Below are 24116 nucleotides of genomic sequence, written 5' to 3' on the forward strand. Positions count from 1 at the left end.
GTAGTGGGACCGTTGCCTTCGCCCACTCGCCAGGCGACCTGCGACAATTCGCCCGTCTGATGCAATTCCCGAGGGTTCACATAGCGCATGGTCGAACTCACCGTCCAATGACCCAAAAGCTGTTGGATCGCCACCAGATCAACGCCACGCTCGTAGTTGTGTGTCGCGCAAGCGCGACGCAGCGCGTGTGGGCTGAACCGCTCCGCGACCGGTCGGCCCTCCAGCTCCATCAGATACCGCAGCCGGTTGCGGATCGTGCCACGATTCAGCGGACCACCGGACTCGTCGGCAAACAACACCGGCGACTCCGGAAACTTCGGCCGCACATCGGCCAAAAACCACCGCAACAACGCGTCCAACCCGTCCAGCATCGGCACCCACCGCGGCCTAGGACCGGACATGTGGGCGGCCTTGCCGAATCGCACGTGCAACTTGCCGAACGGTCCACGCCCGAAATGCACGTCCACTATCTCCAGCAGTGCAGACTCTTCCGATCGCAGCCCAGCGTGATACAGGGTCCGAAACAACGCGTAGTCCCGCGCGGCCGGACCGTACTTGCGGGCGGTGGCGATCCTCGACTTCAAGAACTCGAAGAACTCGCTCACCCGGTCGGGGGTCGGCGGCGCCCCGACCGCCGGCGACTCGTCACCTACGTGCCGTGAAGCGTTGAACTCATCAACCGGGCACACCAAGCGCACACCGAACCCGGCCTCGATCTCGGCAGCCTTACGGGCCTGCAGGAACCGGTGAAACCCCTTGAAGATCTGCACGTACTCGCGCCGCGTCGACGCCGAACGGCCCGCCACCGCCAGCTCGCCAACCACGCGATCGATGTCCTCGCTGGTGACCTCCCACGCCGGACGCCCCAGTGCGGCCAACGTCCGCTCCAACAACCCGATGTCATTGTCGATCGTCACCGGGCTAAACCCGCGCGCCCGCCACGACGCCACGAACGCATCGACGCATTCCCGTTGAAAGACAACAGGATCCCTAACAACGGGCTCGACCGGGACGGCGCCACCGGGAATCAGCCGGAGACCCTCCACCACCCGCACACCTTCTTCCCACCTAACTCGTTAAGGCAGCACCTAACATATCGCGATAATGCCTTGAAGATCGATGCGACACGCAGAGCAGTCGAAAGTCCAGCTAGCAGGGGAAATCGGTCATAACGAACATGTGCCAGCTCCAGTTGAATGGTTGACCATGACCGCCGACACCCTGCTGGCCCAATCAGCGATCGACCGACTCACGGCCACCGCCCACACCCTCGTCATCGAAGGACCGTCCTACCGTCAACGCACCCGACCCAGCCAGCTTGACCCAGACCACGACGACGAGCTTCCTCAATAACGCGCCACGGTGGTCCCATCCCCCTGGCAATCAGGTGGCCCCATCACCCTGGCAAGCGACACTTCTAAATGGCCATTGACAGAGGCCTTGCTGCTCAAAGAGCAAGCCCGCATCGTCCTAAGACGCTGCGGATCCGGTCCGGTGTCATCCGCTGTTCCCGCAAGATACTTCGTCACGACGAGCCGGTGATGATCATCAAAATGGATTATCGGTTGGTCGCACCCATCACCGGCACGGTGACCGCTGCGCGGAGAACCGCTTTTCGGCAACATCTTCAACAGCGGCGGTCTGCGGATCTCAGCCAATCGTCCACTGACAACAACTCCTTTCTCCTCTCGGCCCAAGCCGAGAATCGGTCGAAGGGGTCAAAATCTGCGTCGACACGGGGTCAGTTTTCAGGCGTCGCCGAGTGCCGATCGCGATACCAAGGCCCAGCCACTTGCGCAGGTATTCCGCATTCGAGATGGCCGCCCATCTACCGGAAGCGGCACTACTGGTGTCTACGGGCTCCGGCATTGTTCGGATCCTAGAGGCGCGGTTCCTTGGGCAGGCCGAGCAGTTTCTCGCCGATGATATTGCGCTGCACCTGTGAACTGCCCGCATAAATCGTGGCGGCTCGCGCCGCCAATGCCGACTCAACCCACGCGAGCGACGAATTCGGTGTTCCGACATCCGCAGTCGCCAAGGCGCCGTTCGTTCCCGTGCCCGACAGCGTCAACACGTCCGTCTCGAGGATCTCCATCGCCAGTTCGGTCTCGCGTTGGAAGAACTCGCTCCAGAGGATCTTGGTCATCGCGGCCTCGGGACCTGGATACTCACCGTGTAAGAAGCGCGTCAACGCCTGATACCCACGACACCGCATAATCTCGACGCGACCATAGCACCAAGCGAGCTGCTCACGGATATGCGGGTCGTTAGTCTTACCTCGTTCTTTCGCCAGCTCGAAGAGCCGGTCGATCTCAGCTTGGAAGCGAATCGCGTCGGTGGTGACACTTGTTCCACGCTCGAAACCCAGCAGCGTCATGGCCACCGACCATCCTGCGTTCACTTCCCCGACAACGTTGTCTGCAGCGGTTCGGGCGTCGGTGAAGAACACCTCGTTGAACATCGACTGGCCCACTATATTCTTGATGGGTCGAACCTCCACGCCGGGCTGATCCATCGGCACGAGCAGAAATGAGATCCCCCGGTGCTTGGGAGCATCCATGTCGGTGCGGCACAGTGCGAAGATCCAGTTGGCGAGGTGTCCCACTGAAGTCCAGATCTTGGACCCGTTGATGACCCATTCGTCGCCATCAAGAACCGCTCTCGTCCGCAGGCTGGCCAGATCCGATCCCGCGTCGGGTTCGGAAAACCCCTGGCACCACCGATCATCACCGGACAGAATTCGCGGCAAGAACCAATTCTTCTGGTCCTCGGTGCCGCAGACGACAAGCGTGTTGCCAAGCAGCTGAATCCCGAACATGTCGTTCTCAGTTCCGGCGGGTACCCCGGCGCGAGCAAACTCCTCGGCCAGCACGACTTGGTGGAGTGGGGTCAGTCCCGCTCCGCCATATCGCTTTGGCCACAACACGGCGAGTAGGCCGTTGTCCGCGAGCGTCTTCCGCCACTCTCGGATGAACTCCTTCCGCCGGGTTTGATCCAACGCCCCGATTCCAGCGAAGTCGGCAGGGACGTTCGCGGTGATGAAGTCGCGCACTCGTGACCTGAACGCCTCAGCTGACGGGGGATAAGACAGGTCCATATCGAATCGTCGTCCCTTATCTGTGTTGAGGACCCGCGTAAAGGTGGATCCATTGGGTTATTTTTTGCGTGTTTTGCTTCGTTTTCGACCGCTTGAAGGCGGTGGACCGCGGTCGGGGTCAAGGCGGAGCGCCCGCAGCGTAGCGAGGACGAACGACCTTGAGACCGACGAGGATCCGCCGCATACTTGGCCGCCGGGGAACAGGAAAAGACGGTGTGGTTCAAGTCATCTGCTGCCCTCCGGTGCATAAATGTGGGGCGAAAGACGCGCGTCGCGTGTGCCGGCGCCCAGCCTTATCTGAGTCCACGGACGATATCCGGCAACTTGATGATCGATGGGGTGCCCGACGTGCGGGCAACGAAGGCGCGGCCGCTCAATCTTTCCGGGAAGTCCACCCAACAGCGGAGTGGCGACAGGAACCACACGGGCGCTGGCCGCAGGCATCAGGTGATTAGCATCAGGTGATTAATGGGCATGGCAGGCGCGCAACGCATCATTTAAGAGGCCACCTCCTGGCGTTCGGGGACTGGCAGCGCCAGGGCGCCATCTTCGAACGCACGCAGCGGGTGATAGCATCGGCGCAGAATTTTGCGTTCCACCGCCAGGGTGGGGATTCTTGCCGTTGTGGCCGTCGCGCTTGGCTGCCAGCTTGTGGTAGTAACCGTAATCAAGGGAACGGCGCCGGCTCGCGCACTCGGCTGCCTCAAACGCCGCCCAGCGCAGCTCGGGTGAGCCCTCTCGCGACAGGTGCCCTGGTGAGCGTTTGGTATCAGAGGAGTACACGGTGACATCCAGCCCAGCAAACCGCACCAGCCGATGGGAACTGCTGAATCGGCGGACATCACCGACCTCGGACCAGATGATCGCCGCGCACAACCAACCGATGCCGTAATGGCGCTGCATTGCCTGACACCCGGCTTGGCGTCGGGCGAAGTTGACTAATTGGCTTGGCAGCGGGTCGATCTCGGTGCTTAGCTGATCGATGCGCCGTAGCGCAGTGTCAACGCACCGCCGGCCCGCCGCCGACAAGTCGACGCTGTCCAGCGCCGCGCGGCCTGCGCCGGATAACAGCGCCCGAATCGGTGGACAGCCCTGATGGAACAGCTGGACATGGATGCGCTGCTGCCAGGCCCGCCGCTCGTCCATCAACGTGTAGTACAACCGGCCCAGCGTGCGGATCTCCAGCATGTGTGCGGGTAGGATCCACGACTCGGGGAACCGGTCCTCGAACAACAGCGTACGCAGCAACCGAGTATCGGCGCGGTCGGTCTTGGCGCGCTTCTTGGGCTCCGGTAAGACGGCAATCTCGGCCGCATCCCCCAGGTGCGCGCAGATCCCAGCAGCGGCCAGCTCCTCGCACACATACCGCCACCCCGGGCAGCCCTCCAGCGCGAACTGGCCGTCCCCATCGCTGCAGTGCTCAGCCAGCCAGTTCCGCAACGCTTTCCGGGTCGCCGGACCGATCTGACCCCAGCGCAACAAGCCGTCATAATCGACGTAATCGAATGTGATCTGCTGTCGCCGCACGTCGAAACCGCCTACCATCGTCATCGGGACCTCCTCGAGCTCCTGAAAAATTCCTCTAACGCCTATATCAACGAGCGTCTGAGCTGAGGGGGTCCCCATCCACATGTCATCTTTCTCTGTTCGTGCCGACGAAGTATGTGGCGGTGTTTAGAGCCCGATGCGGTCAGCGACCTCGAGCCATTGCTCGCGTACTGAGCCCAGCAGTACCCGGTCGGCTTTCGCCCGCCGGTAGTAGAGGTGTGCGTCGTGCTCCCAGGTGAACCCGATCCCGCCGTGAATCTGCACATTCCACGATGCGGTGAAGTCAAATCCGGCCGCGGCGGTTGCCACGGCAATGGGGGCCGCCTTGGCGAGGTCAGCGCTCTCCTCCGCTGCCAGATGAGCCGCGTAGAGAGTGACTGCACGAGCACTGTCCAGTTCGATTGCCATCTCGGCGCATCGGTGCTTGATCGCCTGGAAGGAGCCGATGGGCCGATTGAACTGGTGACGCACCTTGGCGTATTCGACGGACATGGTCATAGCGCCCTCGGTGCCACCAACCATCTCCGCTGCGAGTAACGTCTTCGCGACATCTAACGCACGGCGTATGGGCGCGACGCCGTGCGCGCCAGCCAAGGGAACCGCAGAGACGGCGTCGAAGGTCAGGGTGGCCAGCGGTCGGGTGATGTCCAGGGTCTCGACGCGTGTACGGGTGAGGCCGACGGCGTTACCGTCAACGAGGTACAATGCCGGCTCAGCGGAGTCACCGGGCGGCAGAGCGAGCACCAGCAGGGTGTCCGCACTATGGCCGTCGATCACATGAATCTTGGTCCCAGACAGCGTGACGGCGTCGCCATTTGTCGCCGCTCGCATGGCTACAGCACCGAAGCCGTCAACGCAACCCGGTTCATTGATAGCAGTCGTGACTGTACGAGCGCCCGCGGCTATCTCTGGAAGCAGTTCTCTCTTCTGCTCCTGGCTGGCCGCGATCAAGATCGGCGCGACACCGAGCGCGACGGTCGCGAACAGCGGGCACGGCACGATGCCGCGTCCAAGCTCCTCGATGGCGACAGCAGCCTCGATCATCGTTGCTGCCGCACCGCCGTACTCCTCCGGTACGAGCAGACTCGGCAGCCCCAGTTCCCGACTCATGCGAGACCAAAGGTCGATGTCATATCCCGGCGCAGTTGTTACCGCCTGGCGAACCTTGGCCAGCGGTGACAGTTCGGTAACGAACTGCTGTATAGTCTGGCGGAAATCGTCCTGTTCTGGACTGAGCATGAAATCCATGACATGGCACCTCATCTTCTCTTCAAACAGTTGTTGTCGCGAAAAGAAATAGGGACGGCCTTACCGTCGCCTGGATCGACCAATCCACACACCGAAGCGCTCATCAATTCCGCGTAAGCACTGTCTCACCGGCCTTGGCATCTTCCGCCGTCCCCATCCGCTCGCTTTACGGTTCTTCTGTGGCTATGCGCCGGACACTGCTCGGAATGGCCGCCGTCGCGCTGTTAAGCCGATATTCAAGGAGCATTCATTTGTTTTCGGCCCCTTGATCGAACAGGTGATCTCGGAAGCGCTGTCGGAGTTCGTTTTTCATGACCTTGGCCATGGCGTTCTTCGGTAGCTCGTCCACTACGACCATGTGGCGCGGGCATTTGTAGTCGGCGAGGTGCTGGCGGCAGAACTGGTTGATCCGCTCCGCGGTGAGTTCGCCTTCGCCGCCGCTGAACCCGGGCTTGGGCGCGATCACCGCTAGGAGATCCTCACCGAGGTCCGAATGCGGCACCGCGATGACTGCGGCCTCGAGCACCTCGGGCATCTCGAGCAGCACGCGCTCGACCTCGATGGCGAAGATGTTGTAGCCGCCGCGCAGGATCATGTCTTTTTTGCGCTCGGTCAGATAGACGTAGCCATCGTCAGCGACATAACCCACGTCGCCGGTGTGCAACAGTCCACCGCTCCAAAGTTCCGCGGTGGGCTGCTCCCCCTTGTAGTAGCTGCGCCGAGCTATCTTCGACTTAAAGCAGATCTCGCCGACCTTGCCTGGGGGGAGTGGGTTATCGTAGTCATCAACGACGACAACCTCGCATCCTACGGGCCTGCCAACCGAGCCCGGCCGGGCAAGGATGTCATCTGGGTCGGGACCGAGGATGCAGGCCGCGCCGGCACCGGCCTCGGTGAGGCTGTAAGCGTTCAGCATCTTCGCTCCGGGCCACACCTGCCGCATTTTGCGCACGGTGTCGGGCTGGATCGGCGCCGCCCCGAAAAACACGAGCTGCAGCGAGCTGTAGTCGTGATCACCCACCGTGGGGTGCTTCATGGCCAAATTCAGCATTGTCGGCACACCCATGATCGACGTGGCGCGGTAGCGCTCGATCGCCGCGAGCAACTGCTCGGGATCAAAACGCGGCAACACGATCTGCGTGACCCCGGCACGAATGCTTAGCAGCATCAGGCCATGGCAGCCCGTGAAACCGAACAAGGGCACCGCATGAAGCAGGCTCTCGCCGAACATCGCGCCGAGAAGCTGCCCGAGGCTCGCCTGGCCGGGCTCGTCGGCGAGGTTGCCCTCGGGCACCAGCACGCCCCTGGGCATCCCGGTGGTGCCGGACGTATAGAGCAGATCCGCCGGGTCGTCGGCGCTCAGGGAAGGCTCGAGGAGCGGCACGTCCGCAGAGCCCGCGCCCACCACGTCGCCCAGGGGGGTGAATCCATCCAGCGCCTCGCTGCCGGTCACGAAGAAGTGCTCAAGTTGGAAGCTACCGGGACGGCCGCCGATCTCGACAGATTCGCCTTCGGCAAGCGCAACCAGAACCTCCCGGTGGGCGAGACCGGTGATCACCGCCACGGCGTCGCTGTGCTCAAGCACGAACAGCTTTTCCGGCGCTGCCCACCGGGTATTGAGCGGCACCGGCACGGCACCAAGTTTGTGGATGCCGAAATACACTGCATTGAAATGCATCGCTTGGTCGTTGGCGAGCAGCATCGCCACCTTGTGACCGCGGCTCACCCCAGCGGCGTGCAATTGCTGGGCGACCCGGCTGCTGGCAGCGTCGAGCTCGCGGAAAGTGGCCGCGCCGTCCTCGGCGATGACGGCGGTCTTGTCCGGTCGGTCCTCTACCGCTTGGCGCAGCAGGTCGATCACGGCCATGGCATGGTCCTCCTCAACGTACGTACGTGTTCAGCCGAGCGCTTGAAGCACGAGGCCGATCTCGTCGTTGGCCTGCGTTGGAGTCTGGTATCCCTCTCGGTCGCAGATCGCCTCAAGGTTGTCCTGGACCGCTTCGATATCGAGCGTCGGCGATGAGAAGCCCTTCGTCACACTGATGAAGATCTCGGCCACTCGCCCGCCCCCAACGGAGAAGATCCTCGACGTGAGATCGCAGGATTCATGGCAGAGATACGCGACGACCGGGGCGACCAGTGCCGGGTCCAGCTTCTTGGCGATCGGCCCGAGGAGTTCCTCGGTCATCCGGGTCCGCGCCATCGGCGCGATCGCGTTCACCTTGATGTTGTACTTCGCGCCTTCCTGGGCGAGCACCCGTGTGAAGCCGATGACCCCCATCTTCGCGGCCCCGTAGTTGGTCTGACCGAAGTTGCCGAAAATCCCGGCGGCGGAGGAGGTGTTGACGATCCGGCCGTAGCCCTGCTCGCGCATCCTGAGGAACGCCGGCTGGGTCACCCAGATGGTGCCGTAGAGATGGACATCGATCACCGGATCGAGTAGCTCCGGCGTGAGATTGTGGAAGGACTTGTCGCGCAGGATGCCCGCGTTGTTGACGACGATGTCGACCCGCCCGAAGGCGTCGAGAGCCGCCTGCACGATGGCCGCCCCACCTTCTCGGGTCGCCACGCTGTGACCATCGGCGACCGCGATACCGCCGGCGGCTTCGATCTCCTGAGCGACGGCCTCCGCCGCGGTCAGGTCCGCGCCGACGCCGGCGACGCTGCCGCCGAGATCGTTCACCAACACGCGCGCGCCGCGTGATGCAAGCAGCATCGCATGCTCCTTGCCGAGACCGTTTCCCGCCCCGGTCACGATGGCGACCCTCCCGTCGAAGCTAAGCTCAGCCACGCGATTTCCCTTCCATGCTGTCGCCCCGCAGGGCGATTTCTCTCTTATCGGATGTGTTGAATGACGTCACCGCCCGGCCTGCAGGATGTGGATGACACAGACCGAGCCCGCGCCCATCATGTGAGCAAGCCCGGTTCGAGCGCCTTCGACCTGCAGCGGGCCCGCCTCGCCCCGCAGCTGCCGTGTCACATCCCAGATCTGGGCCAGGCCGGTCGGCCCACCGGGATGACCGCGCCCGATCAGCCCGCCGTCGGTCGAGAACGGGATACGACCACCCAGGCTGGTCGCGCCCTCGGAGACGAGCTTGTCCCCCTCCCCAGCCGCGCACACCCCGAGCAGCTCGTAATACATCAGTTCCTCGATGGGGAATGCGTCGTGCACGTGGGCGAGGTCGAGGTCGGCCGGCCCGACACCGGCCTCGTCGTAGGCGGCCTTTGCCGTGGCCGCGGTGAGCTCGCCCGGACCGACGACCGCACCCATGAAAATGTGGCCGTCAACGAACTGCTCGGACTGCTGCTGGCTGGCGACCACCTTCACCAGCGGGCGTGAACCGGCCACGCGCTCTGCCGCCTCGCGGCTCGCGACGATCGCGGCCGCAGCCCCAGAGCCAGCGGCGCAGGCCATCTTCGAAGTGTGCGGGTAGGAAATCATGCGCGAGGCGAGGATCTCTTCGACGGTGACCTCATGGTCGGCCCGACGTTGCGCGTAGGGATTCAGCCGCGCATGGTTCCAATTCTTTGCCGCGATGGCGGCGAAGGTCTCGACCGTCGTGCCCACTTCGTGCATGCGACGTGTCGCCCACATGGCGAAAAACGCCGCCGGGAGGATCACCTGGCCAATGCCGGGCTTGCTGCCCCCGATAGCTCGAGTGGCGCGATTGAGGTCGTCAAACCCTAGCGCCATCGCGATATCGACGCTCCCCCCCGCCACCACCTGGACCGCCTCATGGAAGGCGCACGATCCGGTGGCCGACGCGTTCTCGACGTGGGTGATCGGGATGCCGGTAAGCCCGAGATCCTTCGCAAGGGTGACACCCGTGAGCAGACCGGCGCCGATGTAGCCGTTGTAGAGGTAGCCGACTTCATCGAAGCCGATGCCGGCGTCACCGAGCGCGTTGACACCGGCCCCGAAGCCCAAGTCGGCCGCGTTGGCGTCCGGCTGGCCGAACGGGGCCATCCCCACGCCGATCACATAGACGTCGCGGGCCATCACCGAGATGCCCCCCGTCGAGTAGGGCAAAAGCGGAACGAGCACAGCTCAGTGCCATCGGCATCGGTCATGAGGGGGTAGACCTCAAGCTGCATGGGCATGCCGATCTCCCAGTCGCCCATCTCGCCACGCAGGATGGATTGCACGCGCACGCCCTCCGGTAGGTCAACTTGGCCGACACCGTGCCCGTCGCCTGTGGAGCCGAACCGGGACTTGCCCATCCACGCCGACTCGACGTAGGTCCAGGCGTACAGTTCGCCGGTTGGTGACAGCAGGACATCCTCGACCGGGCCGCCCGTCAACGGACAGCGGCGGCGGCGGGGGAAGAAGTACTTGTCGGCAGCAGGGCTATAGGAACCGATCAACCGCGGCTGCTCATCGCCGTTGGGCATCGTGAAGTAGCCGTCCTCAAGTGGTCGACGCATCGTGTGTCGTCTCCTCCGGGTCGTGCGGTCAATGACTGGCCTCGCCGCCGCTTGGAGCGTTGCGCCATCGCGGATCTTTGAAGCGTGCCGAGATAGTGGCACCGGCGACGGCAACTAAGCTGGAGCAGTGTTGGTACTCGCAGTGCCGAATCGACTCCAGCGCAAAAATTCCGCGTTTTTACGCACTGGCGCCGATCTCGTCGAAGTCAGGCCGAACCGGCCAGCACCCTCGCGTCCTCGTCCGCGAAGGTGTCCTCCAGCTGCAGTGGCGAGTAGTCGAGGTCGATTTCCTCGGGCGGTCGCCCGCGGGCGCTGCTGATCGTGCTGAACCGGCGCATCCCCTTGTCGGTGGCATAGGTCCTCATCTCGTCGATTGACAGATTGAAGGGTATGTCGTCGCCATACAGTGCAGAACCCTCGTCGATCAGGCGCTGCCCCAGCGGAATGAGTTCGTTCATGCGCGTTTCGAACACCGTCCAATTGGTGTCGTCGGCAGCGACGTGGCGCCGGCAGGTGAAAGTGCCCCATGCCATGTGGCGTCGCTCGTCGTCGCCGATGTGCCGAATCAGCTGCTGCATGCCGGGAAGAATGCCGTGCTCCACGCAGATCTTGTGCCAGGCGTAGTAGCCGGTCAGCGCCAACATGCCCTCGATGATGTGGTTGTACGTCACCGAAGCGCGAACCTGGGCAGCCGGCGAGGGATCCACATAGAGCGTGTTGAGCGATTCGTGAAGTTCCTCGTCGAACAACTGCCGGTATGCCGGAGTTTGATCGAGGAAACTATGTAAGTCGTCGCGCACCCCGACGGCATCGAGCCACAAGCGGAACGCCTGGGTGTGTTTGGCTTCCTCGAACGCAAACTGCGTCAAGTACATCTCGTCGCCGAGCCGGCCTTCGGCCCGCATTGCGGCCATGAACGGCTGGATGTCCTGGGTGACTGCTTCCTCTCCGGCAATGAAGCCCGCGCACAATCGGGTGACGTACACGCGTTCGCGGTCGGAAAGCGCCTCCCAATCGGCGCTGTCGCGGGAGAAGTCGATATTGGCGGGGTCCCAGAGTTTGGCGATGCCGCCAGCGAACAGCCTGAGTGGCACGCTTTCCCAGTTCAGCCCGCCGGCACCCAGCGAATGGTAACGTGTGGTTGCCATGTAACCTCCTTAATTATTCGGCTGCATTGCCGGGTCTAGCGAACCTTGGTCGCTAGACGAATTCCACGATGTTGTAGTCACCGGCGGTGTAACATGCCCGAAGCACTTTCTTGTCGTATTTACCGACGCTGGTTCGCGGGATTTCGGGGACGAAGGCCCAGCGCTCCGGGATCCACCACGTAGCGACTTTGCCGTCTAAGAAGGCACGTAGCTCATCTGGCGTGATATCGGCGCCGGGTTTGACCACCACTAGAGCGAGTGGACGCTCCTGCCACTTCTCGTCGGGCACACCGATGACCGCGGCTTCATGTACCCCGGAATGGGCGATCAGCAAATTCTCCAATTCGACCGACGAAATCCACTCCCCGCCGGACTTGATGACGTCTTTGGCACGGTCGGTCAGCGTCAAGAAGCCATGCTCGTCGACGTGGCCGACATCGCCAGTGCGCAGCCACCCCTGGTCGAACTTGTCGGCGTCGTCGTCGCGAAAATAAGAGCCAGTTACCCACGGCCCGCGGGCTTGGATCTCGCCGACCGCTTCTCCGTTGCACGGCAGGGTGCGATCCTGGTCGTTGCGCAGCCGGATTTCCACGCCGCATATCGGGCGGCCCTGGGTGGCACGCAGCGCCCACTGTTGGTCTTCGTCGAGCCCAGTCGGCGGTTTGGCCACCGTGGCCAGCGGCGAGGTTTCGGTCATTCCCCACGCCTGCACGATCGGTACGCCGTGGTCGCGTTCGAAGCCGCGCATCAGTGACACCGGTACCGCCGATCCGCCGCACGCGACCAGACGCAGCGACGAGATGTCATGACCGGGCTCGCAGCCCAGGAAGTGCCGGACGTCATTCCAGATTGTGGGCACCGCACCGGCCACGGTCGGGCGGGTGTCCTCGATGATGGCCACCAGCGCTCCAGGTTGTAGCCATCGGTGCGGGAGTACCAGTTCGGCCCCCGCCATCAGCGCGGCATAGATAAGGCCCCACGCATTGGCTTGAAACATCGGCACGATAGCCAAGATGCGGTCGGCTTCAGCGATGCCCAACCCGTTGCCAGTGCAGACGGCCAGTGAATGCAGGTAGGTGGATCGGTGGCTGTAGACCACGCCCTTGGGGTTTCCGGTGGTGCCGCTGGTGTAGCACATCGCCGAGGCCGACGTCTCATCGAGTTCAGGCCAGTCGAACTCGGTGGGATGTGTCGAGATCAGGTCTTCGTACGAAACGACGGCCTTGCCGGCCGCCCGTAGCGGCTCGGGATCGCCCTCACCGACCGCAATCACCGTGTGCACCGACGATATGGCCGGCAAAGAACGCGCAAGTAGCGGCGCTAACGACATGTCGACGATGACGATGTTGTCGTCGGCGTGGTTGGCGATGTAGCCAAGCTGCTCGGCGGTAAGACGAATATTGAGCGTGTGCAACACCGCGCCCATCGACGGCACCGCACAATAGGCCTCCAAGTGTTCCTGGTTGCTCCACTGGAAGGTAGCCACACGCTGATCGCCGGTGACGCCAAGGTCATGCAGCGCATTAGCTAACTGACCGACCCGCCGGCCGACCTCGCCGTAGGTCGCGGCCCGGTAGCCCGACTCGGTCGGTGTGACGACGCGGCGGTCGGCGTGAATGGAGTTGGCATGCTTGACGATCGATGTCACAGAAAGCGGAACGTCTTGCATAGTGCTTTGCATAGCGTGGATCCCTTGCCCGTCATTCCCGGATACTGACGGCCGTCGACCGGGCAACTGGCTGCTCCCGAATACCCCGGACAGACGGTATTACCAATCTTTTACAAAGATCGACCAATTGTCAATAGTCCGGCGTGCCTCACTGAGTTTGAGCGCGTGGCCGGCGGTGGTGCCTCACCTATTTTGAGCGCGTGGCCCGGAAGGCCTGCCCGATGTGGAAGGCAAGATCGACATGGCTGCGAGGCGGCAGGTAGCGAACAAACTGCGAGGTCAGTACCGCAAGGCGTTGAAGGCGGACAAGAGCAAGATTTTGGATCGGGTGGTGTCCACCACGGGGATGGGCCGCTCGACGGCTCGGCGGATGCTGACCGGCCCGAGGCTGCCGGACCCGGCCGAGCAGGTTGACAGGCGTACGTTGCGGCCGCGGGGCTTCAGCGACGACGCCAGGGCACTGCTGGAGTATGTGTGGGCCTTGATGGGCATGCCGTGCGGCAAGTACCTGGTGGTCATGGTGGGTCTGTGGCTGCCGCTGCTGGCTGAATCCGGTGATCTTGACAGGCCGTTCGCCACCGAGGCGGCATCAGCGGAGCTGAAGGCGATGAGCGCGGCCACCCTGGACCGCTACCTGAAACCGGCCCTGGGACAGGATGCGCATCAAGGGCATCTCGACGACCAAACCGTCGCCGCTGCTGCGTAACTCGATCGCCATCCGTACCTGCGCCGATGAGGCACCTGAGGCCCCGAGGGTGATCGAGGCCGATACCGTGGCGCACTGCGGCCCGACATTGATCGGCGAGTTCGCCCGCACGCTGACGATGACCGACCTGGTGATCGGCTGGACCGAGAACTTCTCGATCCGCAACAACGCCTCGAAGTGGATCACGGCCGGCATCGACGAGCTGCAACAGCGGTTCCCGTTCGATCTGGTGATTTTCGCTTTGGACTGCGGCGGTGAGTTCATCAATCACGAGGTCGCCGCCTGGCTGCAGACCCGCGACATCGCCCAGACCCACTCGCGGCCGTACCAGAAGAACGACCAAGCGCACGTGGAGTCAAAAAACAACCACGTGGTGCGCAAACACGCGTTCTACTGGCGCTACGACACCTCCGAGGAGCTGGAGCTGCTCAACCGGCTGTGGAAGCTGGTGTCGCTGCGGTGCAACTTCTTCACCCCGACGAAAAAGCCCATCGGCTACAGCACCACCGCGGCCAGTCGCCGCACGCGCATCTACGACACGCCGGCCACGCCGTGGCAACGTCTGCAGGAATCGGGAATACTTGATGCGCAACAGCTTTCGCATGTGTCCGCCCGAATCGAGGGCATCAACCCGGCCGATTTGACCCGGCAGATCAACACCATCCAAATGCAGCTACTGGACCTGGCCAAGACCAAGACCGACGCCCTTGCCGCCGCCCGCCACATCGACCTGGAAGCATTGCAACCGTCAATCGACCGATTGGCCAAGGCGAAGTAGTGCAAGCCCCCACGCGCTCACCATGCGTGAGGCACCAGCCCACGCTTCGCGCTCACTTTTTGGTGAGGCACCTCGATCGCCACCACCATGCCCTTCCCGATCCTGGGCTTTCGATAACGGCAGCGAGTTCATCAACCACCACCTGCTGGCTTGGTGCGAGCGGCGCCAGATCACCTTCACCCGCTCGCGGCCCGGAAACAAAAACGACGGCTGCCACGTCGAGCAGAAGAACTGGGCGATCGTGCGCACCGTGGTCGGCTACCACCGTTACGACACAAAGGCACTGTTGCTCAACAAGATCTGGTCCCTGCAATCGAAACTGAGGATGGGGACTGTCTGAACAGCGGTGGATCTGACCTTGGTCTGACACGCCGAGCGTGAGCTTGGCGGGAAGGACTGATGATGTCCGAAACACTCGAGCCCATGGCTACCGAGGTGGATCAAAAGCAGCTCGCTGAACAACTATTGGCCCAGGCCAAGGAGCAGGGCGTGGAGCTGGTCGGCCCGAACGGGCTACTCAACCAGATCACCAAGAATGTATTGGAGACCGCGCTGGACGCAGAGATGGCCGAGCACCTCGGCTATGACAAGCACGACCCGGTCGGACGTGGCAGCGGCAACGCCCGCAACGGCACCCGGGCCAAGACGGTGTTCACCGAGATCGGACCGGTCGAGATCGAGGTGCCGCGCGATACCAACAGCTCGTTCGATCCGCAGATCGTCAAGAAGCGCCAACGTCGGCTGACCGGCATCGACGAGATCGTGTTGTCGTTGACCGCTAAAGGATTAACGACCGGCGAAGTGGCCGCGCACTTCGCCGACGGGTCCATCCGGAATTCGGTGTAAGTGGCGTTTCCCTATCCTCGGTTGAGGTCGGGCATTCTGTTGGCGAATGTTACTGCGAACGCGTTCAAAGCGGGCTTCCAGCGGACCGCCCAGCGTTGCTGGCCGGTGCCCTTGGGATCGAGGGAGCGAGTCACCATATACAGGCACTTCAGCGCCGCGGCCTCCGAGGGGAAATGGCCGCGAGCCTTGATCGCCCGTCGGTAGCGGGCGTTGAGTGACTCGATTGTTATCTGGAGTTCTGGCCGCGGTAGCTGTTGTGACCTGCAGGTTTGTGTCGTGGAGGGTGTCCATGACGCGGTTGGAGATGGATATCGCTTGGCGGTTAGCACGGCCCGATTGTTACCGAATCGCGATGCGTCGGTTCATGATGTCGGCCGGTGTCGTCGCGGAGTTGGCCAAGGGCGCACGCCAGTTGGCGGCGTAGCCGCCGGTTCTCGTCGGCGAGTTCGCGGTTGCGGCGGTTGGCGATTTCGAGGCGCTGCCGCGGGGAGTCGTCGCTGGCGCGTTGTCGGGCGGGTAACGGTGTGCTTGGCTCGGGTCGGTGTTGGGTGCGGAGCCGGCGGATCTCGTCTTTGAGGTCGGTTTGGGTGTAGATCCACGAGCGGGAGACACCGGCGTGGCGGGCGACGGATTCGAAGGTGAGCAGGGCGCCGGTCCGGTCGAGTTCGTGCATCGCAGCGATGGCCTTGGCGCGGGTGTGTTCGTGCCGCTGCTGGGCGGCGTGGATGAGGTGGATGCTGTTGTCAGCCGGCATGTTTGGCCTTCCCTGGTTGTGGATCGTTGAGGGCGGTGATGATGTTGTCCAGGTTGTGCAGGATTTGGTGGTTCATCTCGGCCAGACGTTGTTGTCCGCGGGCTTGGGCGGCGGTGATCAGCTGCAGGCTCTGTTGCCGCTGCTGGTGGTGCTGGGGCAGGAACTCGGCGGTGGTGAGGAACATCGGACAGGTCAGACAGGCGTTGGCGTGCGGGCAGCTCTGCTGCACCGGCAGTCCGCAGTAGCCGTTGGGTAGGGCCTGGGTGGCTCGGCCGAGGCGCTGTTTGGCCCAGGCGGCCGCGGCGATCGGACCGGACGGGTCGAAAATGATTGTGGTGCGGTGGATGTCGACCTTGCGGGCCGCCTCCCACTGGCGGCGCACGGTGGTGTCGTGCAGGCGGGCGTAATGCCCGGTCATCTGCGCGGAGTCGTGGTCCAGGATGCGTCGCACGACCTCTTGTGGGACGTCGCGGTTGATCAGCCGGGTGCCCAGGGTGTGGCGCCACTGGTGCGGGGTTAGGTGCACCGGCTGGCCGTGCTCGTCACGGATGTCGCAGACGGACAGCCAGCGCAACAGCGCCATCCGGTAGGTGGGGCTGGCGATCGGGTGGGTGCCGTCAATGTTCTTCGTCGGCCGTGGGAACAACACCGGCGTGCCTGCCGGCCAACGCTGGGCGGTGCGGTTGCGATGTTCGGCGGTGAGCTCGCGCAACTGCACGTCGATGGGCACCAACGCGTCGCGTTTCATCTTGTGGTTGAGGTAGCGCAGATACGGAGCACCTTCGGCGTCGGCGACCACACAATCGCGGCGCAGCCGTAGCGCATCGGTGATCCGTAGCCCGCAACGCATCAAGATGATCGTGATCAACCGGTGGGCAGGATCGGTGAATCGGGCGAGGTTGTCGGGATCCTCGAGCTGAGCCATGACCTGTTCGGCCAGTGCCCGAGGCAACCGTTCGTCGCGTTTCGGGTAGTCCTCGGCGAAGAACATCGCGTCTGCGGGAAGGTCTGTGTCCCAACGGTGTTGGCGAACGGCGGCGAAGAACCGGTTGAGCAGCCCGATATGGGTCCCGCGACGTTGGGCACCGATGGAGTCGCCGCGCAGGTTGGCCAGATAGCGCTCCAGCACCGGCCGGTCGATCCGGTCGATGCTCTCGACGCCGATGTCGGCGAGGAACCCGGCGAAGCGGGTGAGCACAACGACCGGCCTGCCGCCGCCGGCTTCCAGGCCCAATCCGGTCGACAGCCGCCACCGGGCCCACCGCTTGGCCAGATCCCGCAGCCACGGCTGCGGAATACCGCCGAACCGCAGCGTGCGGTCTCCGTCGTAGCCGAGCCGGCGCATGCGCCAGACATCGCGCGGGTATTCGGCGTCCCAGCCGCCGGCTTCGGCCAGGTCGGCGATCACCCGGGATGCGTAGCTGAGGAACCCACGGGAGCGAGTGTCATTGATCGTCGACCGAGCCCAGTCGTGCCAGATGTCCTCGTCGTGGTTGAGCAGGGAGCCCACGCCTATTGCGGCCAGTGCCTTCACGACGCGCATGACCACGTCCGGGGTCAGCTTGCCCTGCCGATCGTCGTGACGGCGTTGCAGCACGTACTGCAGTTCCAGCTTCAGCTGACCGGTCAGCCGGTCGAGCCGGATCTGCTCGCTGGCCAGCGGGGTTTCGGCGGCGAAGCGGTCGGCGAACTCGTCAATGTCGGGTCTGCCGTTGACCCTTCCAGGTATTGGTGTGGGTTTGGCAGAACGCAGACGTGCCCTGCGGCCAGAGCTCGCAATGCGGGATGCGGCAGGTCGCGCCCGGCGCTGGCTGCTTGAACGGCTGTGGTTCGGCCAGCCATCCCGCCAGGCTGGGGCGCCCGGCTCGTTCCCATCGTTGCGCGTGCAGCCCGCACATGCCGCCACGGGCAGAGCCGTAACCGCAACCGGGCACCCGGCAGCGCTGGTTGGGTTGTCGCCGCCGCCACCGCGGATCGGTCGACACGGCGAACCGCTCCAGCGACGGACGCCCCTCTTCATGCCACCGTTGCCGATGTCCTTCACACAGGCCGCGTCCACGGGCGGTTCGCTCGCACCCCTCAACCCGGCACTCGGCTCCACCAAACACCGGATCCTCGGGCCCGAATTCCAGTACATTGCTGCGGAATTCGTTGCGGACCTCGGCCATCAGCTTGCCCAGCAGCCCCGACGGGCCGGCAGGCTTGAGCGACGGCGCCCTCACAGCCGCACCTGCCCATCGGTGAACCAACCGGCCTGTTCCATGACCCGCCGAGCGTCCTCCACGGTGAGGTGCCCATACGTCGTGGTCGTCGTCGCCACGTGCGCATGTCCGAGCAGATGCGCGACCACCTCGATGCTGACTCCGTCGCGCAGCAGCCGGGTTGCGGCCGTGTGTCGCAGCCAGTGCGGGTCGAAGTCGATCCCGGTCCGCCGGCGCAGCCGCCGCACCAGGTCATAGACCGCGGCGTAGGTCAGCGGATGCCCCTGCGGACGGCCCCACAGGTTGACGAACACATAGTCGCTGTCCAGATCGCCGTACTCAGTGTGAAGGTAGTCGGCGAACAATCGGATCAACGCGCTGCTGACCGGGATCGTGCGGACGGTCTGTGACTTGGCGCGCGCGCCATTGGCGTTGTCGCGTCGCCGCACCGTTACTTCATGCTCAGCGGAGGCGATGTCGTTGTGCCGCAAACCAAGTACCTCGCCGATCCGCATCCCTTCTCCGGGGTTTCCTGACCTGTTGCGGGACGTTGCTCGATCTACATGATCGGGCGGGTTGCTCGGCGTTTCTCCGGGGGTGTGGTGCTCGTGGCTGGTAGTTGTTTGTGACTGTCGGCCCGAAAGTGAGAGCCCATGCGAGTATTCCCGGTGAGTTTGCCGTCCGGGCAACGGTATTGGACGGTGCTGGATGAGGACCTGCAGGTGGTTGATGTCGCCGATGCGTATCTGCGGCATCTGCGGTTCGGCCACGACGCGGCCGAGTCCACGACGAAGGCGTATGCGCATTCGATCGCGTTGTTCCTGCGCTGGTGTGCCCGGTCGGGCCGGTCCTGGCAGGCCGGTGTGGAGGGTTTCGCGTTGTTCATGACGTGGCTGGCTCACGCCCGGTCATCGGTCGATGACGCCGCGAGCGTGGTGGTGGCCGGACCTGGCGCTGCTGCGGTGCGGGGCCCGTCGCGGATCAACGGGGTGCTGACCGCGGTGCGGGGCATGGTGGTGCACGCGGTGGCGACCGGCCACGGCGCGGCGGGGCTGGTGTCGATGCTGTATGAGGTCGCCGATGACCGGGACCTGCCGGCGGAGGCCCGCGGCGAGGACGGGCGGATGGCGTGGCGGATGCGGGCCCGGCATCGGCTGCGGGAACCGGAGACGACGATCGATCGGGCCAGCGACGAGCAGATCGTCGCGCTGCTGCGGGCGTGCCGGTCGGCGCGGGACCGATTGATCGTGTTGTTGATGGCGCGGGGCGGGTTGCGCCGCGGGGAGGTGTGCGGGCTGCGGCGCAGCGATGTGCACCTGCTGGTGGACTCGCGGCGGCTGGGCTGCGATGTCGAGCGCGCGCATCTGCATGTGGTGCGCCGAGACGACAACCCGAACCAGGCCTGGGCCAAGTCGCGGCGGGAGCGGGTGGTGCCGCTGGATTTCCTTGTGGTGCAACTGTTCGACGTCTACGAGTTCGAACGCATGCGTGTCACCGGCGCCGCCGACAGTGACTTCGTGTTCGTTAACCTGTTCCGCGGCAGGATCGGTGCGCCGATGCGGCCGGATGCGATCGGCGAGTTGATGGCCGCGGCGTCCCGGCGGGCCGGACTCGACGTCGCGGTGCGGCCCCACCAGTTGCGACATGCCTTCGGCAGCAACGTTGTTGATGCCGGGGCCGGGATCGATGTGGTCGCCGACCTGATGGGCCACGCCGCGGTGTCCTCGTCGCAGGTTTACCTGCATCCGGACTCCTCCCGGCTGCGGGCCGCCGTGGATGCGGTGCCCAGTCCCCGCGAGCAGGCCCAGGTGACCCGGTGACCGCCGTGGGGCTGGCTGAAAGAATCGCGGTCGAGCAGGACTGCGGCGAGTCCCCGCACGTGTTGGACGGGGTCGTGGTGATCGGCACGGCCGCGCGGCTGGCGAGGATGCTCGACCGCAGGTTCTTGGACGAGGCGGGGTGGGATCCGCGGACCAGGGTGTTGTCGTTGCTCGCGGAGCATCGATTGTTGGGCCGGACGGTGTGCCGGGCCGAGGGATGCCAGAACACCGTGCAATCCGGTCTCACGGTGTGTCATCGGTGCTGCACGCGCCTGACTCGGCGGGGAATGAACACGGCCGAGATCGCCGCTGCCGCATGCCTGCCCGCCGAACCCGCGTCCGCGACGCGGTGCGCGGTGCCGGGATGCCGGTGTGTGCCGACGGTGCGGCACGCGGTGTTGTGCGAGCCGCACGCCAAGAAGTTCCGCCTGCGGCGACCGCCGGTGTCGATGCAGCAGTTCCTGGCCGACCCGCGAGTGCGGCCGTTGCCGCCGATGCCCGCGTGCGCGGTGGCCGCGTGCACCCGGCCCGCCGACAGCGCGCGCGGCTACTGCAACACCCACTACCAGCGCTGGCGTAGCGCGCTCGGTACCAACCCTGAGTTCGATTCGCATCGGTGGCAAGCCCAGGAATCGGGTGTGGCCGAGTGCGGGCGGGTGAACCTGCGCGCGCTGCCGGTGCTGGTGGTGGTCGAGGTGCTGTTCGGCGTTCAGCAGCGCGTCCGGGGCGGGGCGAAGATCACCGAGGTAGAGCTGCGGGTGCTCTGCGACGGGCTGCGCCGGCGACAGGCCGCCTCGATCACCACCGACCGGGCCGAGATCACCCGCAACAAGTCCGTGCGGTCGCTGCGGAGCGCCCTGACCCAGCACGTCCGGCGGGCTCTGGCCGATCCCGGCAGCGAACAGGCAAAGGACACATGGGATCTCGCGGTCTTCGGCCATCGCGGGTCTTTGTCGTTCACCGGGATCGGCCAGGCCTGGCTGGCCCAGTCCGTCAAGCGGTGGGCAGCAGAACAACTCCCGCGCCACCGAGGTCGCGGCGCCGCGAGAGTGCGCGGCAAGATCAACGCGCTGCGGCTGCTGTCGGAGTTCCTCGGCCGCAGACCCGATGGTGGACTCGTCGCTTCGGCGTTGGGCCGCAGCGACATCGAGGATTTCCTCAACCGACTCGCTTATCTGGAGTCCGTCGGCGAGATCAGCCGATACCGGCGCAACGGCATCTGCCGTGACATGCGCGAGGTGCTGGCCGGGATCCGCGCCCTCGGCCTGACCCGGCCGGGGCAGACAGCCGCCGGACTGGCCGGCGATTTCGCCATCGAGCGCGGCGATATCCCCGCCGAACCCGAACGCGGCGAACCCGGCCGCGACCTGCCACCGGAGGTCCTGGCCATCCTGTGCGCCCACCTCGATGCCCTCGAACCCGTCGAGGTGCGGGTCGCCACCCAGATCGGCATCGACACCGGGCGCCGGCCCGAGGACATTCTCGCCTTGCCGTTGAACTGCCTGCACCGCGACAAGGACGGATCGGCGGTGCTGGTTTACGACAACGCCAAGGCCAACCGTCTCGGACGGCGTGTGCCGATCGGCGAAGCTACCGCGAAAGTCATTGCCGCTCAGCAGGACCGGGTGCGGGCGATGTTTCCTCACACCCCGCCCGCAGAACTGACACTGCTGCCCACACCACGCCGCAACCCCGAGGGGCGAAAGCCGATCAGCATCGATACGCTCGACAACCGGCACCGCGAGTGGATCTCGACCCTGCCCGTGTTGCGCACCCGCGACGGGGTCGAGGTCGACAAGACCAAGGTCACGCCCTATGCCTATCGGCATTGTTATGCCCAACGTCACGCGGATGCCGGGGTGCCGATCGACGTTCTGGCCGAATTGCTCGATCACCGTAGCTATTCCATGACCCGGCGCTACTACCGCATCGGCGAGGACCGTCGCCGCGACGCCGTCGACACCGTCACCGCGCTCAGTTTCGACCGGCACGGCAACCGGATCTGGCGTGACGCGCGCATGCTGCTGGAATCCGAACGCGCCCGCCACGCCGTCGGCGAGGTCGCCGTCCCCTACGGCACCTGCACCGAACCCACCAACGTCAAGGCCGGCGGCGGGGCCTGCCCGGTCCGGTTCCGCTGCGTGGGCTGCGATCACTTCCGCACCAACATCGCGTTCCTGCCCGACCTGCAGGCCTACCTCGATGATCTGCTACGCACCCGGGAACGGCTGGCCGCCACCATCGACGGGGTCGATGACTGGGCCCGCGCCGATGCCACCCCCACCGACGAGGAGATCACCCGCATCCGGCGGCTGATCAACCGCATCAAAGCAGACGTCGCCGACCTCAACGAGACCGAGCAAGCCCGCATCGACGACGCGATCGCTATCGTGCGCCGTCACCGCGCGGCCCACACCGTCCCGCTGGGCATGCCCAGCCTCACCCCACCCGCACCGACAACCATCGCCTCGGAGGCCACCGCATGACCACCACCGCTACCACGTCGAATCACACACCCGCACAATCCGTCTCGTCGACAACACGCACCCGATCGATGCTTGACGGCCGGCGCGACGACTCGATGCGCCGACGCCGGCGCGTGCTGGCCGCGATCGACCAAGCCGCCGCCGCCGGCGACCGGCTCAGCGCCACCGCGATCGCCCGCGCCGCCGCCGTTGACCGCACATTCCTCTACCGACACCCCGACCTGCTCGAGAAAATCCATGCGCTGCAAGCAGATCCAGTCCCGAGTGAGCACACCGGCCCTGGGGTCACCCGAGCCTCACTGCAGGCCGATCTGCTCGCTGCCCACGAACGCGCCGCCCGGCTCGGCGCGCGCATCCAGCAGCTGGAGAAGCGGCTGTCCGAAGCGCTCGGTGAACAGACGTGGCGCGAGTCCGGGCTCGGCGCCCGCACCGATATCGACGCCCTCCACCAGCGCATCAGCCAGCTCGAGCAGCACAACCTCGACCTTAAGCAACAACTCGACGAACGCGAGGAAGACCTCGCCGCAGCCCGGGCGGCCAACCGCGAACTCATGGCCCGACTCAACACACCAACCCGGCTGCGATGACACGCGCGAGTCTGCTTGCACCACACCTGTTGCGGTGGATAGCATCTCCGACATCAGCTTCTGAGCTGCACAAACTCAGAGAATCACGCTGGCGCACGGGGGCCGAGCCCTGGAGAACATCCCGGTGTCGTAGAGCACGGCGAAGAGCAATCGGTCCCGCAACCGGCCGCAGCCGTCCAGGATCGCCTGCACCTCGTCCGGCGACAGCACCCGCGGCAGCTTCTTCGGCGTCTTCAACGCGATCACCCGCCTCGACCTCGGCGTGCCCTTGCTGATGTGGTGCAGGAACGGCTTCCAACCGCCGCGCGCGCCGCCGACCTGCCACGAGGTCAGCAGCTCACCGACATCCACCCCATCTCGTGCAGCGTGGGTGTAAAACGCCCCGACGGCCGAAAGTTTGCGGTTTACAGTCGATTCCGTGCAATGATGCGGCACCGACGGCAACACCGCGACCTGCCCATGCCGGGCCTGCAGCGGAAGCCGCAGCCAGGCCACGAACTCACCGAGATCGTCGAGCCGAACGCCCCGCCAGTCCAGACCACGCTCGGCGAGAAAACCGAACCAGTCCTTGAGATCGTGCGCGTATGCCTTGACCGTGTTCGGTGATCGCTCGATGTCGGTCAGATACGCCAGATACCGGTCGACCGGCGCTACCGGAGCATCGTCGTCGCCGAGAACGGTCCACGACTCACGCAACGAGACCGGCGAGATAACTCGTGCAATCTGAGTTGCGTCCAGCAGAGTGGTGTACGAGCCGGTGATGACCGGCGTGTCGTAGCCGGATGAATGAAGGTCATCGCGTG

General features: G+C 64.7%; 17 protein-coding genes and 6 pseudogenes. 8 read left to right on the top strand and 15 right to left on the bottom strand.

All coding sequences use genetic code 11. From position 1 onward, the window contains the following. Nucleotides 1-1055, bottom strand: a 1055-nt coding sequence (locus tag FPZ47_RS18370; protein WP_425461814.1) for a tyrosine-type recombinase/integrase, incomplete at its 3' end; no start/stop codon positions are given. Nucleotides 1056-1188: 133 nt separating this feature from the next. Here FPZ47_RS18370 and FPZ47_RS18375 point away from each other — a divergent pair. Next, a pseudogene (locus tag FPZ47_RS18375) lies at nucleotides 1189-1353 on the top strand (ATP-binding protein); the annotation flags it as partial. A 526-nt stretch (nucleotides 1354-1879) separates the two neighbouring features. Here FPZ47_RS18375 and FPZ47_RS18380 read toward each other — a convergent pair. From FPZ47_RS18380 to FPZ47_RS18420, 9 genes are all read right to left on the bottom strand, one after another. Beyond that, nucleotides 1880-3097, bottom strand: a complete 1218-nt coding sequence (locus tag FPZ47_RS18380; protein WP_007168458.1) for an acyl-CoA dehydrogenase family protein — start codon at nucleotides 3095-3097, stop codon at nucleotides 1880-1882. A gap of 465 nt (nucleotides 3098-3562) precedes the next feature. Next, complete coding sequence (locus tag FPZ47_RS18385) at nucleotides 3563-4648, bottom strand: transposase (protein ID WP_224112852.1); 1086 nt, start codon at nucleotides 4646-4648, stop codon at nucleotides 3563-3565. 123 nt (nucleotides 4649-4771) lie between these two features. Beyond that, nucleotides 4772-5893 carry an acyl-CoA dehydrogenase family protein gene (locus FPZ47_RS18390; RefSeq protein WP_050790029.1) on the bottom strand — a complete coding sequence of 374 codons (1122 nt, stop codon included), beginning with the start codon at nucleotides 5891-5893 and terminating at the stop codon, nucleotides 4772-4774. A gap of 247 nt (nucleotides 5894-6140) precedes the next feature. Then, a complete protein-coding gene (locus FPZ47_RS18395; protein ID WP_007168454.1) occupies nucleotides 6141-7760 on the bottom strand; it encodes a class I adenylate-forming enzyme family protein in 1620 nt (539 codons plus the stop codon). 30 nt (nucleotides 7761-7790) lie between these two features. Beyond that, the gene (locus FPZ47_RS18400; protein WP_007168453.1) at nucleotides 7791-8684 is read right to left on the bottom strand and encodes an SDR family oxidoreductase; all 894 of its coding nucleotides are present in this window, start codon (nucleotides 8682-8684) and stop codon (nucleotides 7791-7793) included. A gap of 66 nt (nucleotides 8685-8750) precedes the next feature. Then, the gene (locus tag FPZ47_RS18405) at nucleotides 8751-9893 is read right to left on the bottom strand and encodes a thiolase family protein (protein WP_040622299.1); all 1143 of its coding nucleotides are present in this window, start codon (nucleotides 9891-9893) and stop codon (nucleotides 8751-8753) included. Further along, nucleotides 9893-10318, bottom strand: a complete 426-nt coding sequence (locus FPZ47_RS18410; protein ID WP_007168451.1) for a Zn-ribbon domain-containing OB-fold protein — start codon at nucleotides 10316-10318, stop codon at nucleotides 9893-9895. The genes FPZ47_RS18405 and FPZ47_RS18410 overlap by 1 nt, the downstream gene beginning before the upstream one ends. A 206-nt stretch (nucleotides 10319-10524) precedes the next feature. Then, nucleotides 10525-11466, bottom strand: coding sequence for a R2-like ligand-binding oxidase (locus FPZ47_RS18415; protein ID WP_007168450.1), 942 nt, complete (start codon nucleotides 11464-11466; stop codon nucleotides 10525-10527). 52 nt (nucleotides 11467-11518) lie between these two features. After that, nucleotides 11519-13147 (bottom strand): long-chain fatty acid--CoA ligase, encoded by a 1629-nt coding sequence (locus FPZ47_RS18420; RefSeq protein ID WP_007168449.1) that lies wholly within the window; start codon nucleotides 13145-13147, stop codon nucleotides 11519-11521. Nucleotides 13148-13481: 334 nt separating this feature from the next. Here FPZ47_RS18420 and FPZ47_RS29650 point away from each other — a divergent pair. The 4 genes and pseudogenes from FPZ47_RS29650 to FPZ47_RS18435 all read left to right on the top strand — a co-directional run. After that, a pseudogene (locus FPZ47_RS29650) lies at nucleotides 13482-13766 on the top strand (integrase catalytic domain-containing protein); the annotation flags it as partial. Between the two features lie 25 nt (nucleotides 13767-13791). Further along, nucleotides 13792-14619 carry an integrase catalytic domain-containing protein gene (locus FPZ47_RS18425; RefSeq protein ID WP_224112851.1) on the top strand — a complete coding sequence of 276 codons (828 nt, stop codon included), beginning with the start codon at nucleotides 13792-13794 and terminating at the stop codon, nucleotides 14617-14619. A 112-nt stretch (nucleotides 14620-14731) separates the two neighbouring features. Beyond that, a pseudogene (locus FPZ47_RS18430) lies at nucleotides 14732-14899 on the top strand (integrase); the annotation flags it as partial. Between the two features lie 143 nt (nucleotides 14900-15042). Beyond that, nucleotides 15043-15441 (top strand): annotated as a pseudogene (locus tag FPZ47_RS18435) (transposase); the annotation flags it as partial. A gap of 35 nt (nucleotides 15442-15476) precedes the next feature. On the opposite strand, the gene FPZ47_RS18440 reads toward FPZ47_RS18435, so the two are convergent. The 4 genes and pseudogenes from FPZ47_RS18440 to FPZ47_RS18455 all read right to left on the bottom strand — a co-directional run. Next, the gene (locus FPZ47_RS18440; protein WP_075630241.1) at nucleotides 15477-15794 is read right to left on the bottom strand and encodes a transposase; all 318 of its coding nucleotides are present in this window, start codon (nucleotides 15792-15794) and stop codon (nucleotides 15477-15479) included. After that, a complete protein-coding gene (locus FPZ47_RS18445; protein ID WP_007168443.1) occupies nucleotides 15788-16219 on the bottom strand; it encodes a DUF6262 family protein in 432 nt (143 codons plus the stop codon). The genes FPZ47_RS18440 and FPZ47_RS18445 overlap by 7 nt, the downstream gene beginning before the upstream one ends. Beyond that, the gene (locus FPZ47_RS18450; protein WP_225336867.1) at nucleotides 16209-18125 is read right to left on the bottom strand and encodes a tyrosine-type recombinase/integrase; all 1917 of its coding nucleotides are present in this window, start codon (nucleotides 18123-18125) and stop codon (nucleotides 16209-16211) included. The genes FPZ47_RS18445 and FPZ47_RS18450 overlap by 11 nt, the downstream gene beginning before the upstream one ends. Nucleotides 18126-18437: 312 nt before the next feature. Beyond that, a pseudogene (locus FPZ47_RS18455) lies at nucleotides 18438-18938 on the bottom strand (tyrosine-type recombinase/integrase); the annotation flags it as partial. A 135-nt stretch (nucleotides 18939-19073) separates the two neighbouring features. On the opposite strand from FPZ47_RS18455, the gene FPZ47_RS18460 reads away from it, so the two are divergent. From FPZ47_RS18460 to FPZ47_RS18475, 3 genes are read left to right on the top strand one after another with little or no spacing between them, the layout of a single operon-like run. Then, nucleotides 19074-20240 carry a tyrosine-type recombinase/integrase gene (locus FPZ47_RS18460; protein WP_007168437.1) on the top strand — a complete coding sequence of 389 codons (1167 nt, stop codon included), beginning with the start codon at nucleotides 19074-19076 and terminating at the stop codon, nucleotides 20238-20240. Then, nucleotides 20237-22726, top strand: coding sequence for a tyrosine-type recombinase/integrase (locus FPZ47_RS30245; protein WP_007168436.1), 2490 nt, complete (start codon nucleotides 20237-20239; stop codon nucleotides 22724-22726). Before FPZ47_RS18460 ends, FPZ47_RS30245 begins: the two co-directional genes overlap by 4 nt. Continuing rightward, on the top strand, nucleotides 22723-23313 hold the full coding sequence (locus FPZ47_RS18475; protein WP_101930903.1) for a hypothetical protein: 591 nt from the start codon (nucleotides 22723-22725) through the stop codon (nucleotides 23311-23313). The genes FPZ47_RS30245 and FPZ47_RS18475 overlap by 4 nt, the downstream gene beginning before the upstream one ends. A 117-nt stretch (nucleotides 23314-23430) precedes the next feature. Here FPZ47_RS18475 and FPZ47_RS18480 read toward each other — a convergent pair. Further along, nucleotides 23431-24009, bottom strand: a pseudogene (locus FPZ47_RS18480) (tyrosine-type recombinase/integrase); the annotation flags it as partial. Nucleotides 24010-24116: the final 107 nt, after the last annotated feature.

The organism is Mycobacterium helveticum, assembly GCF_007714205.1.
GTDB lineage: Bacteria > Actinomycetota > Actinomycetes > Mycobacteriales > Mycobacteriaceae > Mycobacterium > Mycobacterium helveticum.